Source organism: Paenibacillus sp. NAIST15-1, from assembly GCF_001894745.1.
In the GTDB taxonomy this organism is placed as follows: Bacteria; Bacillota; Bacilli; order Paenibacillales; family Paenibacillaceae; genus Paenibacillus_B; species Paenibacillus_B suaedae.
Genome location: NZ_BBYF01000003.1, coordinates 160,866 through 177,876, shown reverse-complemented (window position 1 = coordinate 177,876; position 17,011 = coordinate 160,866). Strand labels below are relative to the sequence as shown.

Genomic DNA, 17,011 nt, shown 5'->3' with positions numbered 1-17,011 from the left:
CGGATATTTGATTTTGTCGGTAAGCAAGGATTCGGAATGGTTTGAGTTCAACGATAGGAAATTGCAGCTCTATCCTGCTAGCGTTGATACGTACAGGCAGTTGTATGAGCAGACAGGGTTCCTACTAGAGATGGTAGAAGAGACAGAGAGCAAGTATGCAACTATAATGAAGGGCAAGAAGATATAGAAAGGAATGGACGAACATGACCGCATACGCTGTAAAGCTAGCCACAATCGAAGATTTGCATGAGCTTGCGGAGATATTTAATTTGTATCGCGTTTTCTATGGTCAGGACTCAAATGTAGAGCAAGCCAGTCGTTTTTTATTCGAGCGGTTTGAGCATCGGGAATCGGTTGTTTTTATAGCCCGAGATCATGATACGAAGGAAATAGCTGGTTTCACGCAATTATATCCCTCCTTCTCATCGATTTCGATGGAGAGAACTTATATTCTGAATGATCTATTTGTGCGGTCTGAACATCGGAAGCAAGGGATTGGACAACTCCTGTTGAAGGCAGCGGAGAAGTATGCACAACAGATGTATGCCAAAGGACTTGGACTGTCGACAGCCATTGATAATGAACAGGCACAGAGATTGTATGAGCGTAATGGGTTCGAGAGAGATGAAGAGTATTTTCATTATTTTCTGCGAGTTAGGAAATAAAGGGAAAGCGAACAGATCGCGGCCTAGAATGAACAGGGGTTCCACGAAATAAAATGGCTGTATGACATAAAGATCAGCAAGACTCAAACGGAGTTAGTCTTTAATGAAGAGAGGGATGTCGGTGAATAGGAAAGAAGAAGTTGCTTCTATTGAGGAATATGTGAGAGCTTATAATTCATTCGATATAGAAGGGATAGTCGAGCTGCTGCATCCAGACATCGTATTCCGGAATGTTGCCAATGGAGAAGTAACCGTAGAGACACATGGAATCGAACCCTTCCAACAGCTCGCGCAACAATCAGCGGGATTATTTTCGAGTCGCCGACAAACCATTTTACAGTATATAGAGAGTGATGGCAGCATTGAAATAGAGATTGACTACGAAGGCACCTTGGCTCTTGATCTTCCGAACGGATTGAAGGCTGGAGATAAGATTCAGCTAACAGGGAAATCCATTTTTACATTCACTAACGGGAAAATATCAAGTATTGAAGATCATAGTTGACGATGGTATATGGGCAATTAATCGCATTTAACTTTGAAAAAGTCGTCTCTTTCAAGTTGTGCTGAGCAATTCGTGCAGCCGATTTCGGAAAGGCGGCTTTTATGTGTGAAAGTCAAAAAAATGCATATAGGGGTCAGAATTATATCCTGTGCCAAGGCATGTTCTCTACTATAGTAGAAGAAATCAATATGCTTAGTAATCAGTGACGGAGGTTGGCGTACATGAGGCAGAAATGCTTTATGTGTGCTGATCTATTTCTCATTGGGCAAAATTATGCACAATGAAGTCAAAATAAGACACACACTCCTTTTGGTCAGATCGCTTATAGTTGAGCTATCTATTCATGATAACGCTTACAAATAAATCATCAAACCATTGGGAGGAAATACATAATGAAACAATGGCCACATCGCGTTATTCGTGTCACGTTAGCGGTGTTCTTGCTGTGCTCTCTTATTCCCGTTATGGGACTGCCAAATGCTAGAGCGGAAGCAGGCAATCTGCTTAACGGCAGCTTTGAAGCGGGACAGCCTCCAGGGGGACCTTGGAGCGCATTGCAGCCCAGCTACTGGAGTGAGTGGGTTCCATCCGGAAAGCCGATCCTGTCCTTAGATTCGGATATCTATTATGAAGGGGAGCGGTCGCTTACTATCAGCAGTGCTGAATCTGCGCGGGCAGACGTTCTGCAAACCGTTGACGTAACGCCAGGCGAATCGTACACACTTACGGGGTGGCTGCGGACTAAGGACTTGCAGTCGAGTGTTACTTACGGCGGAGCCTTTATTCGCACGCAATATTTGAACAGCTCGAATGATAAAATCAGTTCGGGTCCATCTTCATCGCCGCTGCTCGGAACGCATGATTGGACGGAGCAGCGTTTGGAGCTGTCCATTCCGCAGCAGGCAACCCGCTTGAAGGTGGAGCTGTTCTATGAGAGTGCGGCTGGGGAGGCATGGTATGATGCGATTCACCTAAGCAATAACGGCAGCGAAGCTGCCAATCCTCCAGCAGATGCAGCACAATTCAAGGCTGTGCGCGACAAGCGCATTCAGCAATTGACCGGCAATGCCAGTTATCATTCGGCGGATTCGGATATGAACGCGGCGATTGCTTCTTTAGTGGAGAATGTAAGCAATGGCAGCGGCACTGGATTCTGGAATACGATGAACAAGCAGGCAGATCGCAGCTCGCTATGGAGTGATCTGTCCAGCCGCACTGAATCGTCTCATGTAACGGGCGCATTTCAACGCCTGCGGCAAATGGCGCTGGCATACGCGACACAAGGCTCATCGCTGTATCACGATCCGCAGCTGCGAGCCGATCTCATAAGCGGACTCGATTGGATGTATGCCAATCGCTACAATGAGCGTGTCGCTCCTTATAAAAACTGGTGGGATTGGGAGATCGGCTCTCCACAATATTTGAACGATATTACGGTGTTGCTGTTCGATGATCTGTCTGCCGCTCAAATCAACAGCTACAATCGCGCGATTGATGCGTTTGTCCCAGACCCGACAAGAAGAACGGTGCAGCCCAGCCTTATCGAAACGGGCGCTAACCTAGTAGACAAGGCCTTCGTTGTGATCCTAAGAGGAGCGACGGGTGCTTCGGATGCGAAGCTGATGCAAGGCCGAGACGCGATAAATCCGGTATTCCCATATGTAACTCGGGGGGACGGTTTCTATGCGGATGGCTCATTCGTGCAGCACGATGTCATTGCATATACAGGCAGCTATGGGACGGTATTGCTGGATCGGCTGTCCGAGATGCTCTATTTGCTGAATGGATCGCCATGGCAGGTTATCGATCCGCAGGCGGCGAACATATTCCGCTGGATTGAGAATTCCTTCGAGCCGCTTATATACAAGGGCGCTATGATGGATATGGTACGCGGCCGTGCAATATCCCGCGAACTGTCGACCGATCACACTGCCGGCCGCGGCGCGATCAAGAGCATCCTGCGGCTGTCCGAGGCTGCTCCTGCTGCGGAGTCTACTCGCATGAAGTCTGCCGTCAAGGCCTGGCTACAGCAGGATGATTCCTTCGACAATTACTATGTTGGCTTAGGAACGTACGATATCGCTTTAATGAAGAACCTGCTGCAAGATTCCTCCATTTCACCGCGGGAAGATTTGGTCAAGCATCAGGTTTTTGCGGGCATGGATAGAGTCATTCATTTGCGGCCAGACTTTGGCTTCGGTATCAGTATGTCTTCCAAGCGAATAGCGAGCTATGAGTACGGCAATGGAGAGAACAAGAAAGCATGGCATACGGGGAACGGTATGACCTACTTATATAATGATGACATTACCCAATACAGCGACGGTTACTGGGCTACTGCAGACATGCTGCGATTGCCGGGCACGACCACAGACGGTTCATCCAGTGCCTTGCGCGACTGGAAATATTACCTTAGTTCGAAATCATGGGTAGGCGGAGCCTCCCTCGATGGTCAGTATGGGGCAACCGGGATGGAGTTTGCTGTGGAGAACAGTTCTTTAACGGGGAAAAAGTCATGGTTTGCCTTCGACAATGAAATCGTGGCGCTTGGTACAGGCATTACGGGCGGGGATGGACGTCAAGTCGAGACGATTGTCGATAACCGCAAAGTAAGTGAAGGTAGTGGGGCACTAACTGTAAATGGTACCGTTCTACCGGTACAACCAGGGTGGTCGGAGAAGTTTTCTGACGTGTCATGGGCTCATTTAAATGGGAACGGAAAGGGGGATATTGGCTACTATTTCCCGAAAGCAGCTATGCTTCAAGGCAAGCGCGAGGCTCGTACGGGAGCGTGGAAGGACGTCAATAACGGCGGCTCCGCATCACCAATTACGAGAGACTATGTCAGTCTTGCCTTCGATCATGGCGCGAATCCGAATATCGGCTCCTATTCGTATGTGCTGCTGCCGAATCATGATGCGCAAGCGACGCTTCACTACAGCCAAGCACCGGACATTACCGTGCTGAGCAATGGCACGAGCGTGCAGTCTGTTCGCGAGCATAAGCTGGGTATAACTGCGATCAACTATTGGCTGCCTGCGGTTGTGGACGGAATAGCGTCCAAGCAACCGGCCTCCGCACTGGTGAAGGAGACGGATTCGGAGCTAATCATTGCCGTATCCGATCCTACCCAGAACCAGTCGCAAGTCGTGATGGAATTGAATCGCAAGGGATGGAAGCTAGCGTCAGCAGATTCGACGATTACGGTGCAGCAGACAGAGCCTTCGATTAAACTGACGGTGAATACTGCGGGAGCCAAGGGGCGAACACATACTGTTCGTTTTACGAAGTAGAGACCTCGGTTCAGTAGCATCAACTGCAAGCGGCAATAGAGCAAGTTCTAATCTGCAACGAAAGTAACTTCATATGCGTAAATCCAAAAGTCCTTACGTACATCAAGCATCGCTGATGTGTGTAGGGACTTTTTTCAATGCAACAAGGTGATAGGCAAAGAATTGGAAATATGAACGTTAAGCGGATGGTAGCACTCAAATCTACCACCTATGCCCCCAAATCCGCTGATCCCGTTGTTGCTACTGCTTAGGAATGCCAATTGGCATTATAAATACCTCTTAGGGATAACTGTTAAATATGAATGATACCTCCGTCATCGTTTGCACAAATAAGAGTCGCCCTCATCTGCCTTATATATGCTTGACCTTAACGCTGGGATAAAGTGTATGTTGTAAACAAGAAATATCGTCGGCAATTGGAAGGAATGAGGGGACGAAATTTCTTAGTATAATGACATCCTATTAATGAGGTGAGAGGGAATGAATGAAAAGCAGGTTGTTCGAATCGGAAGTAGAGTTCGTTTACGCAATATTACATTAGACGATATACATCAATTATACTCGTTCATATACGGTGAAGCAGCGCCGGAATGGAAGAAGTGGGACGCTCCGTACTATCCTCTTGAGCGCAAGAGTTATGAAGAATATCAATAAGAGATGACGAGATTTTTAGATATGGATCCGAAGCCTACGCCTGAAATGTTAATAGAAGTGAACGGCGAGATAATCGGCTTTGTGAGCTATTACTGGGAACACAAGCCATCCAATTGGCTGGAGATCGGCATTGTAATCTATAATCCACAGTATTGGAATGGAGGATACGGAACAGAAGCATTGCGTTTATGGATCGATCATTTATTTGCCGAACTGCCGCTCGTAAGAATCGGTCTGACGACCTGGTCCGGGAACGAGAGGATGATAAGGGTCGCCGAAAAGCTTGGCATGACATGCGAAGGGAGACTTCGAAAGTGCCGGTTATACAATGGGTTATATTACGATTCTATTCGTATGGGCATGCTACGCGAAGAGTGGGAGCAACAGGGCTGAGCTCAGAATCGATCATTTTCTATAATGACATGGAAGGATTCAGGGTCAATGTCATTTTTGAATCGAAGTATGCACTTTGTTTTGGATAATACTCGTGTATACTCAAGATATATGCTGTTTGAGCTTATGCAGAAATGTAGGCACTAATCTATGAAAGATGGGGGCTATGAGATATGCCAGATAACTACAGTGTTTCACATGGTACAACCGAGGAAGCTGAATATGTACGAAATAAACTGATCGAGTTCAATAAAAAGATTGTCCCAAATGTTAGATTTGAAGAGGTTCATCTTTGTGTCAAAAATGATACAGGCGAAATTATCGCCGGACTTAACGGTATCGTATGTTGGAATTGGATGGAGATCGATATTTTGTGGGTGGATGAAGGACATCGTGGTGAGGGCCACGGCGCGCAATTGCTGCAGGAAGCAGATCGCATCGCTAGAGAAAAGAACTGCACCTTCATAACCTTGAATACGTTCAGCTTTCAGGCGCCGGAATTTTACAAAAAGTATGGTTATGAAGCACTTGCAATTATTGAGGACGCGCCGATTGGCTATCGGCACCACTTCTATAAGAAGGATTTGTTAGCAAAATGAGAGGGCGTTAACGACAGAACCCTGATGCAAAGGACAAATCATAATGGAGCATGCGAAATACCTGATAATTCCATTCGTTCATCGATTGCGAACATGCGGCACTACTAACTACGGTGTAACAATAAATCGACGATAGATTGGAGAATGGAACATGTCTTACATATATCGCAGTTTAACGATTGATGAGTGTGAACGAATCCAAGAAATTAATCCGTCTCAGTACATCAAAAGGGCATGGCGGGAAGTTGATGGTGTACGACAATTAATCGAAATCAATTATCAAGAGAATGATTGGCCTGATGGCTATGAGCACTACCTCTCGAAATTGAAACAAACTATCAATCAGGATGGCTGTGCGGTTGGCGTATTTGAGGATACTGGGAAGTTGGTCGGATTCGGAACGATTAATCGAGAAATGTTTGGGCAAGCATACAAGTATGTACTGCTAGACTCTTTATTTATTTCTTTAGAGTATCGCAATAAGGGGATCGGCACACTATTATTCCGGACTTGTGCAGAAACAGCGAGAGAATGGGGAGCGGATAAAATTTATATTTGTGCCGGCTCTGCAGAGGATACAATCGCTTTCTACTTTGCATTGGGATGTAAGGAAGCAGCGGAAGTAAATGAAAAGCTGTATGAGAGCGATCCGAGAGATATGCAACTGGAGTATCATCTATCATCATAAATACGAATCCCTCCCGAGCTAAGGTTGCGGATATGAATGCAAGGTTGGCAGCATTACGAATTGAGCTGAGAGCGGACTCCTTTCGTTCCGTCTGTTCGGCCATTCGCATCAAGTTATGGTGCATCTCCTAATGGGTGGATTTTCGACATGCTTACATTAGAGCAATCTGAAACGGCAATCTGTCTCTCTGTTTCATGAGAGCAGATTGCCGCTTTTTTTATGATAAGAGTACAAGGCCATGGTCACTATTCAATTTACCCTGTTCGCTATGCTAGCCTGTGAGTCCTTATAAGATTGATTGAATAGGATTGAGTGCTGGAATCATGCATTTGCTAGTGTAGATCATGATGCGGTATGCTTTAGATTAGAAATAAGATCCAAATACAACCCTAGGAATATAACGATCCTATTGAAGATATAGAAAATATCTATTAGTTTCTTGTTTTAACAGCTAAACCACTAAACGATATTGGCCCAACGATATCGGCTCTCGTATTTGCAGTACGGTTTTCTGCTGTGACCGTATAAACGTGTGTGCCTGTTCTTACATTTCTATCTTCGGCCTGGAAGGTAACTACGTAATTTTGTTCAGAACCGGCGGATTCGATTCCTTGCTGCGTATTGAAAATTTCTCTACCATCGCGGAATATGCGAAACAGGATTTGCGCAATTCCAGTCACACCTTTAACCCCTACGGTTGCTACCAAGTCTACGCGATTCGGTTGAGAGTTCATTGGAATTCGTATCGAGATTGTAGCGAGTCGAGTTCTTGTTCTTCGGATCGTAACTGCGTTTGCTGGGTTGAATCTACTGCGTGGCTGAGCCGCAGCTTTATCAAGAATACGTGCCAAACCTATCAACTCCTTTTGTTTGATAGTAGTAAGATATGCTGAACTAAGAGAGAATGCTTGGACAATTTTGTGTGCGGTTTGGAAGAGTAAGAGGAATTCATGTAATGGACTTGGTGAAATGATATCATTTGAGGAGATATCACATGAGAACGATTAAGCTAGGCATGATTGGCAGCGGGCATGTGAGCAACCGCTATTTTGAACAAGCAGCTGGGCTGGAAGGCGTGCAATTTGTCGCTACTTATTCCAGAAATCTGTACAATGCAGAGAGAAAAGCAGACGAATATGGAGTTCCTAGCTGGTATGATGATTATCGTGAAATGATGGACAAGGAGCAGTTGGATGGCGTTGTCGTCACAACCCCTCATTCAGTACATGCGGAACCCGTGCTCGCTGCACTTGAAAGAGGGCTCCATGTGCTCAATGAGAAGCCAATGGCAACCTCGCTGGAAGAATGTCGGCGTATGGTTGCTCTAGCTGTAGAGAAACAAGTGATATTGATGAACTTGCCTTATGATTTGCATCCCGTCTATCTGACGGCTGCCGATTATGTGAATGAACGATATATTGGGAAGATCACTGGTGCGGAGGCGCAGTTGTCTTTGCCGGGGCCATGGAGAGACAACTGGTATTATGATAAATCTGTCGCGCATGGCGGAGCGGTTCTGGATTGTTTGGTATATCCACTTAGCCGCCTAATCGGCCTATTAGGCCCTGCCGTCAGTGTTATGGCAGAAGTGAATACACTGATACCAAATCGAATCGTTGGTGATGGCAAGAAGGTGTCCAGCGATGTAGATGACAATGTGACGCTGATCCTGCAATTTGCCGAAGGACAGCATGCGGTTATTCGCTCCTTATGGGGGATGGCATTTAAGCAGAACAATACGATCATTTACGGCCGCAAGGGGACGATAGCATTGAATGATAGTGGCTATCCGCTTGTGATTCATTCGCCTGATCAAGTAATTGCGGGGGCGGAACAAGTATGCTGGCGAGGTCTTGAGAATTGCTATCTCCCACGAGACGAATTCGCACTGCATCAAAGTGAAAGTGTAATCGGTTACTTTGCTCATTGCCTTCGTACAGGAGAACAGCCTATTCAATCCGCGAAGCAGCAGTTGCATGTCCACGAGATTATGTTCGGGGCTTATCGTTCTGCAGAATCCGGACAGCGGTATCCGTTGACTACAACCTTTACTCCGTGGAGTCAATTGGATACTGCATTATTCGATACTCGCAGCGGTTATTTATAAATATACATATAGAAGCAAAGGTTGAATTAGCATCATGTGTAGCGGCCTGTATACCAATAAAAGGGGGAAGAAGACAATGGATATGGAAAAGTTATTTCTGATCACTGATATTGATGGTTTTACTCCAGAAATCAGCAGGCTCGTTTCGATGATGAATTATGCGCGCTACACAACGATGAATACGGTAGAGGGATTAAGTCAGGCGCAATTGGATTATGTGATGGATCCACACAGCAATTCCATTGGAGCGCTGCTATACCATATGGCTGCTGTTGAATTTGCGTATCAAGCATTTACATTCGAGCATCGTGAATTAACCGAGCAGGAACTGCTAACGTGGGGAGCCGCATTAGAGTTAGGGGAGAAAGGCCAGCAGTTGATTAAGGGGCATGATCTGAACTTCTATTTAACGTTGTTGGACGAAGTTAGACAGCGTACACTCGATGGATTCAAGAGCAGAAATGATGAGTGGCTGCATGAAGAAGCTCCCTTCTGGCATGGTAAACCTACGAACAACTATTTCAAATGGTTCCATGTGTTTGAGGATGAAATTAATCACCGAGGCTAGATGAGAATTATCAAAAAGAAACTCCCTCAGAGCTTGTAGCTGATTGAAAACACATGATCGTGAAGTAAATCTTCTGTATTCAGGGAGATCTAGTAGATTGGAGAATGGTAAATGAGCAGAAACTATACAATAGAGACGAGAATTCCGACTGTAATTGAATATGAGAAAATATGCAGTGCAGTCGGATGGAAAGAGTACATGAACTTTGATGTTGTTGGAGAATCGCTCCGCAATTCATTGTTCGGCGTCGTTGTGCATGATCAAGAAGAAATCGTGGGAATGGGAAGAGTTGTAGGGGACGGACAGATTTATTTCTATATCCAGGATATTGCTGTAGCTCCAGAGCATCAGGGTAATGGAGTCGGCAAACTGATTATGGAGACGATCAAAGCCTATCTGGAAGAAACGGCACCAGATAAATCGTTCGTTGGATTATTTGCTTCGAAAGGGAAAGAGGATTTCTATGAGCAATACGGCTTCCATAACCATGATGGAATGACCGGGATGTTCGGCGTGATTCACGATCGAAAGTTGCAATAATAACTGACAAACATGCCCTGGGGTGAGGGCATGTTTTTTTATGCGCATTCCTATCCGCACCTCAACTTCCGGTTTATGAGTATAAGAGCTAGGTGTAGTTCATACTCTCTTCGGATATTTTTTTTCGTTTCTTCTTGATACATAACGTAGAGAAGGGTATGATGGAAATTGAGGAAAACAAATTGTTTTAAATGTTTTCCGAGGCGTTTTTCTTTACATCATTTTCAAGGAGAGAGTAGAATGGGGAAAACATTGAAAGGTCTTATGCTGTTCACTGATATTGGGTTTATTGTCTATTGGACGATTACGTTCATGGGATGGATTCCGAAGGAGTATCTCTATCAAGATTACAAGAATGAACTGCTCGTAGCATGGAATATGTCTTTCATTCCGTTGGACTTGTTCATATCAGTGACGGGGATTTTAAGTATTTACTACTTTCACAAGAAGAAGCCAGTTTGGTCAGCGCTATGCTTCACCTCGTTGCTGCTTACTTCCTGTTCGGGGTTACAAGCCATCGCATTCTGGTTCATTCGGCAAGATTTCGATATGATGTGGTGGACACCGAACCTGTTTCTTCTCATCTATCCACTATTCTTTTTGGCGAAAGTAATGAAAAGGGAGCGCAATTGTTATGCATGATCGTATCGCAGGAGCTGCGATTGAAGAGATTAAAATTCGAGGCATGAAGTTTGCCATCCGCAATGTAGCAAGCCGGCTCGGAATTAGCACGAAGACATTGTATCAGCATTTTGAATCCAAGGAACAACTCATTACGTGTTTAATTGAGCGATCGATTCAAGAGATGAGAGATTCTGAAGCGCGCATGATGCGAGACGAATCCTTATCGATTGTGCAAAAGCTTGAGCAAGCCCTGATGATGCTTCCGAGCGCGTTTGCGTTTACAGACATTCGTACACTGGACGAGTTGAAGAAGCTGTATCCTGAACAATGGAAGCTTGTAGATGCCTATGTCCAAGAAGGCTGGGACAATATTCGATTATTGATAGAAGAGGGCATCCAAGCGCAAATCATTCGCCCATTCGATATGGAGTTATTCATTGACATGTACATAGGCGCGTTATATCAATTGATGGATCGTAGGACAAGGGAAGGAAATCAGTTGTCATTAGAGGAAGCGCTGCGAAGAACCGTAAAAATGCTCATGTACGGAGTAATAGAGAAATAGAGTGGAGAGCAGGCAGCTCTTGCAGGAGAACGTTGAACACGTGAACTGTGAGCGGCTGCTTTTTTTATAAGCTGCTTCACTCATACCCAGTTGCTTAATACTAGTTAGTTTGAGAAAAGGAGCGGCTTGGACAGTCGTTTCCAATATTATGAATTTGCGTTATACTTAATGGTAATGTGAGTTAGCTATTCTCCGACCGTATTGTGATGCGACAGGACAGGCAGCAGCTATGACTGCATATTCTTTATCGTCATATCCGATAAAAAGAGTTCTTAGACGCCTTTATGTGATTCGATCGTGAATACGAAACTACGAAATCTCAGCGCATATAGAGAACTATTTTCCTCTCAATTATACATATCTTATTTCGTTTCGAATAACTAGCAGCCTTCATGAATGGGAACAGAAGCCATTGTCTCTACTCGTGAAGGCTTGTTTTTTCATAACCCAACATACTTCATATCAAGCAGCAGAGAAAGTACGAATCAAGATGGAAATGGAGGCGTGAGATGTCAACCATTTTTCAAACCGAGAGATTAGTCATGAAGCAAATTGATGAAGTCCATGCCAAACAAGTGTTGGACTACATGGTACGAAATCAGGAATTTTTGTCAGCGTGGGAGATTAAGAGAGAGCCCGCCTTTTATACGATGGAGTGGCAAACAAAAGTGCTGCGAGAAGAACGCATTCAATATGAGAGAGGGTGTTTGTTCAAACTATGGATATATGAATTAGACGATACGGAGCGAATTATTGGCTCTATAGCACTTAGTAATATCATTAGAGGGGCATTTCAATCCTGCCATCTAGGTTATAAGCTGGATAAGGATTTGCAAGGAAGAGGGTACATATCCGAAGCGTTGACCGTGATGATTGAAATTGCATTTCGTGATTTGAAGCTCCATCGTATCGAAGCCAACATCATGCCGCATAACAAGGCTTCACTCAGAGTGGTGGAGAAGCAGGGATTTCAATTCGAGGGATTAGCCAAGAAATATCTTAAAATTAATGGGAAATGGGAAGACCACATCCATATGGTGTTGTTGAATGAGGAGATGGAGTAGGGAATGAAGATTGGGCTAGTGAGACATTTTCCCGTTCAGTGCAAACCGGAGAAGAAGTGGATGAGCTCCGCGGATTTCAATCATTGGGTTGAGCAGTATGATCAAGCAGAGGTCATCCTTGCTGATCCTCCAAATGACACCACAGTGTGGGATCTCTGTGTGTCTAGTGATTTATCAAGAGCAGTGACAACCGCTGAACATATTTATACAGGCAGGATTATCACAACCCATCGTCTTCGAGAGATTGGAATGCGTTCCGTGTTTCAATCGAACGTCAAGCTGCTGCACATTGTATGGATGATCTTGTCACGATTGGCATGGCTATGCTCTCATTCTTCACAAGAGGAGACGAAGCAGCAAACATTATCAAGGGTTAAAGAAGTTATCGATTGGATTGAAGCGGAAAATCAGTCGAATGTTCTTGTCATATGTCATGGGGCATTGATGAAGGTTGTGCATAAAGAACTTGTCCGAAGGGATTACAAAGGGAAAGCGGAATGGAAGCCCCAAAACGGGAAACTGTATGTATATGTGAAGGGTTAGGGCGGATTGGAGGCGTAGAAGAGGCAGTTATCCTTGAAATGCAATAACGAAGATAAATGTAAGATTAGAAAAAGAGTGATCAATAAGATACTAGGCTTTCTTTGATAAGGATGAAAGTACTACAATAATAAGGGGATATGCTGTGTCGAATGAGAAAGTTACCTTAAGAGATCTCGTTTTGGATAAACCATTTGCATATAAATTAAGTATGATGTTGGAAAGTAGATTAATCGGGTATAAGCATTTTTATCTGTTCTGTGATGAAATCATTGACGTCTATACGAAGCCACCATATTGGATCATTCAATTAGCAGTAACAAAATATCAGGCAAGTGCGATTAGTATTGTGAATCATTACCTTTATTCCGAACCATTTATAGAAAACGATCCCAAGCTCTATGATCAGTACATTGCATGTTTATATCTCAGATATGCAAGAAACGAATTATCATGGGCTTCCTTCTTATGCAAATCAGGGGAGTATTCGGATGGGACAGGAAGCGTAAAGGAACCTTGTGAGTATTTTTATGACTTATTGAATGAATTGGAAGAATAGGAATATAATAGTGAATTGGAGAAACACCAATTGTTCGGAGTAGTTGAGAAATTCAGAAGTGATATTGATGCCATGAATCCAATTTATCAGATGTTCAGAGGATACTACAAAAAATATGTGAATCGTAATCTTTGCTCTTATTACCTAGGAAATAAACGCTAGAAATGACCTAGCATGGCTGTCTTTAAATTGTAATCGAATCAACGATTGTTACAATGAAACAGGACAGATCGTAAATGTCTAGTGTTCCAAATGACCTAAAATTGATATGGAGGGATCGCCCTGCAGACCTTTTTTCGTTATAACTGGACGGTTCGAGAACAATGGTATCGATGGTGTGAAGATATCCCTTACGAGGAACTGGTTCGTCCGCGAATAGGTGGAGTCGGCGGAATCTTGCCCACGCTGTTTCATGTTGTTGACGTGGAGTGGAGCTGGATTCGTGTATTGCAAGGAAAGAAGGACTTCGAAGAAGGATTCGAGAAGTACAATACGCTTGAGAAGATCATTCAACTAGATGAACAGTTTCGGCCTGAAGTAGAAGAATTTGTTCGCTCATGGAATGACTGCATGGAGATCCGTCCTTTTTATGATCAGCGTCCAGACGGCACTGTACTTGTGTATGCTTGGGGAGAAGTGATGCGGCATACCATAGCCCATCACATTCACCATGTCGGACAACTATCGGTCTGGGCAAGGGAAGTCGGGAAGCAGCCAGTGTCGGCTAATATGATTCGAAAAAAACTTATTCAACCAAACATGATCGCAGATCATTTGTAATAGATATGTTACCTACAGCAATGGTACGAAGAAAGAACAGCCAGTTTCCAGCCTGTTATATTGTACGAAGCTATTGCATGTCAACAAAAGAGGTAGTTGAGTGAAGACAATCCATTCGAGGCGTTCGAAGGGTGCGTCTTTTTTTATTGAAATACGTGAACCATGTATCTCCCCTCAAATGTTTCCCTAAGGAAAAATAATTTACTATATACAAAAGTTTTGGGTAAATATATAATTAGAGGTATATCCGGATATACGAACCAAGAAGGAGATGATTACATGAGCGTATTTACTTTGCCAGAACTTCCGTATGCATACGATGAGCTGGAGCCTCATCTGGATGCAAGAACGATGGAGATCCACCATGGGAAGCATCATGCCACTTATGTGGCTAATTTAAATAAGGCGTTGGAAGGCCGTACGCAATTTGCAAATGCTTCGGTTGAAGAATTGATCAGCAACTTGAACGATGTACCGGAAGAAATACGTGCTGCGGTTCGCAACCAAGGCGGGGGACATTACGGGCACAGCTTATATTGGTCGATTATGAGCCCGACTGGCGGTGGTAATCCTTACGGAGACATCGCGAAGGGCATTGAGAAGCACTTCGGCAGCTTCGAACAGATGAAGGATGAGCTGACGAAGGCGGCAATCAGCCGATTCGGATCTGGCTGGGGCTGGCTCGTCGTGAACGGAGATAAGCTTGAGGTGATGAGTACACCGAATCAGGACACACCACTAATGGAGAACAAAACGCCTATTCTGGTGGTGGATGTGTGGGAGCATGCTTACTATTTGCAATATCAGAATCGGAGACCGGACTTCGTGTCCTCCTGGTGGAATGTAGTGGATTGGGAAGAAGTGAACCGTCGCTACAATGAAGCCGTACGTTAACAACGATGTGCGTAAACGTTGCGGAAGCAGGACGCTGCTTCTGCAAGGTGTGGGCTGCATCACAGCGATGGAATACACGGCGCTTGGAGCATTGAATGATTAGGGAAAGGAGCATGCGCATGAGTATGAGCCTAAAGAGGAGTGTAGTAAATCTTTCCGGCCAAGACAGCACCTCCAGAGAACAAGTATTGTTCTGGCTGAAAAAGCTCGGTACAGTCACAGTTCAGGATCTGATTGATCGGATGGATGTGACAGGCGTTGCAATTCGGCGATATCTAACGGAACTGCAAGAAGAGGGGCACATCGTAACGAAGGTGCAGCGCCATCAGGTTGGCAGACCGACACATTATTATCAACTGACTGATTCTGCATTAGAGCTGTATCCACGTCAATATGATGAACTAGCGACTGAACTGTTCGATGAGCTTGAGGCGCTGTACGGGGAAACGGGTGTGGCTTTGTTCTTCGAACAGAGAAGCACTAAGCTGAAACGACGATATGAAGATACAGTTACTGGAGAAACGCTAGAGGATCGGTTGGAGGCGCTCGTTCGAGTGCAAAATGAACAAGGCTACATGGCAAACGTGCATCCGAATGCAGATGGCTCCTTTTCCTTCGAAGAGAAGAACTGTCCGATTGCCAAAGTGGCGTGCAGGTACGGCCATGCCTGCCGCTGCGAGCTGCAATTATTTCGTTCCTTGCTCCAAGTCCAAGTAGAGCGTACAGCATGCATGGCTGAAGGTGGAAGTGTGTGCAGTTATCACATTATGCAAGATTCGTAAATGTAAAATCAATATTGGAGCATGTTCAATAAAGCTTCCCTAACAGGCTTTTCGAGCATGCTTTTTTGTTATCTTCATATTTAACTCATAACATCGGCATGTTTCGAATTATGACACTATCGTTAGCGCATGAATGGATGTATAATAATGGATGATGTTTTGCGGAAACCTTTTGCGGCCAATCTGCATCCAAGTAGTAGAACTATTGCATTAATAGCGCATTGCAATAATAGATTAGCATCTAAGAGGGAGGTGAAAGGGTAATCCATAATTGTAGAATCAGGATTCTAATGGCTGCCCGTCCTGCATTTTGCCTGAATGCCGCATGATAAGTCGCAGTTGGTTATACCAGCTGATGAAAAGCGATTTGGAATGACACATTCACGCAAAAATAGGAGGAAGTACAATGATAAACTATCAAGTAATGACGGAAGCTCAAGTGGACAAATTGAAGGAAATCGATCGCTCGGAGCATATTGAGCTGATTTATGAGATGCATGACGGCAAGATGACGGAAATCCATGCGAACCACGAATGTCCGAATTGGGACATCGAGCAGCTGCAGGAGATGGAAGAACGATATGTATACGAACTGCAGAACGGCGGTATGGCCGTCGGTGCTTTCGATGGAGACACCTTAGTAGGCTTCGGCGTATTGGCTCATCAATGGCGCGGGGAGCAGCACGACCAGCTTCAGGTTGATCTCATGTATGTATCTCGGACTCATCGCAGACAAGGGATCGGATCGCGCATTATGAATGAGCTGGCGGAAGAAGCGAGAAGAAGGGGCGCAAAGCACCTCTATGTTTCTTCAACGGAAACTCGCTCGGCGGTATCCTTTTACAAGAGCAATGGCAGCCAGTTGACGGATGAAGTAGATCCTGAGCTCTTCCAAAAAGAGCCGAAAGATATCCATATGCTGATTACGCTTTAGAAGTTATGTTACTTCGATAGGATTGTACGATGAAGTGCTGGCGCAATTTGCCAGCACTTTTGTGTTTGTAAGTTTTCGTATTTATATGAACAATGTAGCCGAAAGTGAAATCGAAGCAGCTTTTAACCGATGAAAGGATAGTAAGAAATATATAGAAAAAAGAGGGGGAAACGAAATTGAAAAAGATGGACAGGCAATCGGCTTACTGTTGGGAATCCAGAAGGCAGCATGGAGAGGAACAATCACATTTCTAATGG

Annotated in this window: 19 protein-coding genes and 1 pseudogene; 19 read left to right on the top strand and 1 reads right to left on the bottom strand. The window is 44.7% G+C overall.

Translation table 11 applies throughout. The features are described 5' to 3' along the window. Positions 1–13 precede the first annotated feature (13 nt). The 7 genes and pseudogenes from PBN151_RS31160 (at position 14) to PBN151_RS08280 (ending at position 6,797) form a co-directional block, all read left to right on the top strand. The gene (locus tag PBN151_RS31160) at positions 14–187 is read left to right on the top strand and encodes a hypothetical protein (RefSeq protein ID WP_227774526.1); all 174 of its coding nucleotides are present in this window, start codon (positions 14–16) and stop codon (positions 185–187) included. 16 nt (positions 188–203) lie between these two features. After that, the gene (locus tag PBN151_RS08305) at positions 204–665 is read left to right on the top strand and encodes a GNAT family N-acetyltransferase (protein ID WP_072728640.1); all 462 of its coding nucleotides are present in this window, start codon (positions 204–206) and stop codon (positions 663–665) included. 121 nt (positions 666–786) lie between these two features. After that, positions 787–1,170: a nuclear transport factor 2 family protein gene (locus PBN151_RS08300; protein ID WP_370510409.1), complete on the top strand. Its 384-nt coding sequence runs from the start codon at positions 787–789 to the stop codon at positions 1,168–1,170. Between the two features lie 392 nt (positions 1,171–1,562). Further along, positions 1,563–4,463, top strand: a complete 2,901-nt coding sequence (locus PBN151_RS08295) for a polysaccharide lyase family 8 super-sandwich domain-containing protein (RefSeq protein WP_072728639.1) — start codon at positions 1,563–1,565, stop codon at positions 4,461–4,463. A 480-nt stretch (positions 4,464–4,943) separates the two neighbouring features. Beyond that, a pseudogene (locus tag PBN151_RS08290) lies at positions 4,944–5,510 on the top strand (GNAT family N-acetyltransferase). Positions 5,511–5,683: 173 nt separating this feature from the next. Continuing rightward, positions 5,684–6,109 (top strand): GNAT family N-acetyltransferase, encoded by a 426-nt coding sequence (locus PBN151_RS08285; RefSeq protein ID WP_072728638.1) that lies wholly within the window; start codon positions 5,684–5,686, stop codon positions 6,107–6,109. 151 nt (positions 6,110–6,260) lie between these two features. Beyond that, on the top strand, positions 6,261–6,797 hold the full coding sequence (locus PBN151_RS08280; protein ID WP_072728637.1) for a GNAT family N-acetyltransferase: 537 nt from the start codon (positions 6,261–6,263) through the stop codon (positions 6,795–6,797). Between the two features lie 431 nt (positions 6,798–7,228). Here PBN151_RS08280 and PBN151_RS08275 read toward each other — a convergent pair whose 3' ends face one another. After that, on the bottom strand, positions 7,229–7,648 hold the full coding sequence (locus PBN151_RS08275) for an exosporium protein C (protein WP_072728636.1): 420 nt from the start codon (positions 7,646–7,648) through the stop codon (positions 7,229–7,231). Between the two features lie 143 nt (positions 7,649–7,791). Between PBN151_RS08275 and PBN151_RS08270 the strand changes: the two genes are divergently transcribed. From PBN151_RS08270 to PBN151_RS08215, 12 genes are all read left to right on the top strand, one after another. Then, a complete protein-coding gene (locus PBN151_RS08270) occupies positions 7,792–8,904 on the top strand; it encodes a Gfo/Idh/MocA family protein (protein WP_072728635.1) in 1,113 nt (370 codons plus the stop codon). Between the two features lie 82 nt (positions 8,905–8,986). After that, complete coding sequence (locus tag PBN151_RS08265) at positions 8,987–9,472, top strand: DinB family protein (protein WP_072728958.1); 486 nt, start codon at positions 8,987–8,989, stop codon at positions 9,470–9,472. Between the two features lie 111 nt (positions 9,473–9,583). Then, positions 9,584–10,012, top strand: coding sequence for a GNAT family N-acetyltransferase (locus tag PBN151_RS08260; protein WP_072728634.1), 429 nt, complete (start codon positions 9,584–9,586; stop codon positions 10,010–10,012). Positions 10,013–10,252: 240 nt separating this feature from the next. After that, positions 10,253–10,654: a DUF5360 family protein gene (locus PBN151_RS08255; RefSeq protein ID WP_072728633.1), complete on the top strand. Its 402-nt coding sequence runs from the start codon at positions 10,253–10,255 to the stop codon at positions 10,652–10,654. Further along, positions 10,647–11,201, top strand: a complete 555-nt coding sequence (locus PBN151_RS08250) for a TetR/AcrR family transcriptional regulator (RefSeq protein ID WP_072728632.1) — start codon at positions 10,647–10,649, stop codon at positions 11,199–11,201. Before PBN151_RS08255 ends, PBN151_RS08250 begins: the two co-directional genes overlap by 8 nt. A 509-nt stretch (positions 11,202–11,710) precedes the next feature. Beyond that, a complete protein-coding gene (locus tag PBN151_RS08245) occupies positions 11,711–12,265 on the top strand; it encodes a GNAT family N-acetyltransferase (protein ID WP_072728631.1) in 555 nt (184 codons plus the stop codon). 3 nt (positions 12,266–12,268) lie between these two features. Next, positions 12,269–12,808 carry a histidine phosphatase family protein gene (locus PBN151_RS08240; RefSeq protein WP_072728630.1) on the top strand — a complete coding sequence of 180 codons (540 nt, stop codon included), beginning with the start codon at positions 12,269–12,271 and terminating at the stop codon, positions 12,806–12,808. Positions 12,809–12,950: 142 nt separating this feature from the next. Continuing rightward, complete coding sequence (locus PBN151_RS08235) at positions 12,951–13,364, top strand: hypothetical protein (protein ID WP_227774523.1); 414 nt, start codon at positions 12,951–12,953, stop codon at positions 13,362–13,364. Positions 13,365–13,646: 282 nt separating this feature from the next. After that, complete coding sequence (locus tag PBN151_RS08230; RefSeq protein WP_072728629.1) at positions 13,647–14,144, top strand: DinB family protein; 498 nt, start codon at positions 13,647–13,649, stop codon at positions 14,142–14,144. A gap of 279 nt (positions 14,145–14,423) precedes the next feature. Further along, complete coding sequence (locus PBN151_RS08225; RefSeq protein WP_072728628.1) at positions 14,424–15,038, top strand: superoxide dismutase; 615 nt, start codon at positions 14,424–14,426, stop codon at positions 15,036–15,038. Between the two features lie 125 nt (positions 15,039–15,163). Then, the gene (locus PBN151_RS08220) at positions 15,164–15,820 is read left to right on the top strand and encodes a helix-turn-helix transcriptional regulator (protein ID WP_072728957.1); all 657 of its coding nucleotides are present in this window, start codon (positions 15,164–15,166) and stop codon (positions 15,818–15,820) included. Positions 15,821–16,226: 406 nt separating this feature from the next. Next, positions 16,227–16,754 carry a GNAT family N-acetyltransferase gene (locus tag PBN151_RS08215; RefSeq protein WP_072728627.1) on the top strand — a complete coding sequence of 176 codons (528 nt, stop codon included), beginning with the start codon at positions 16,227–16,229 and terminating at the stop codon, positions 16,752–16,754. The last annotated feature ends 257 nt before the right edge of the window (positions 16,755–17,011 follow it).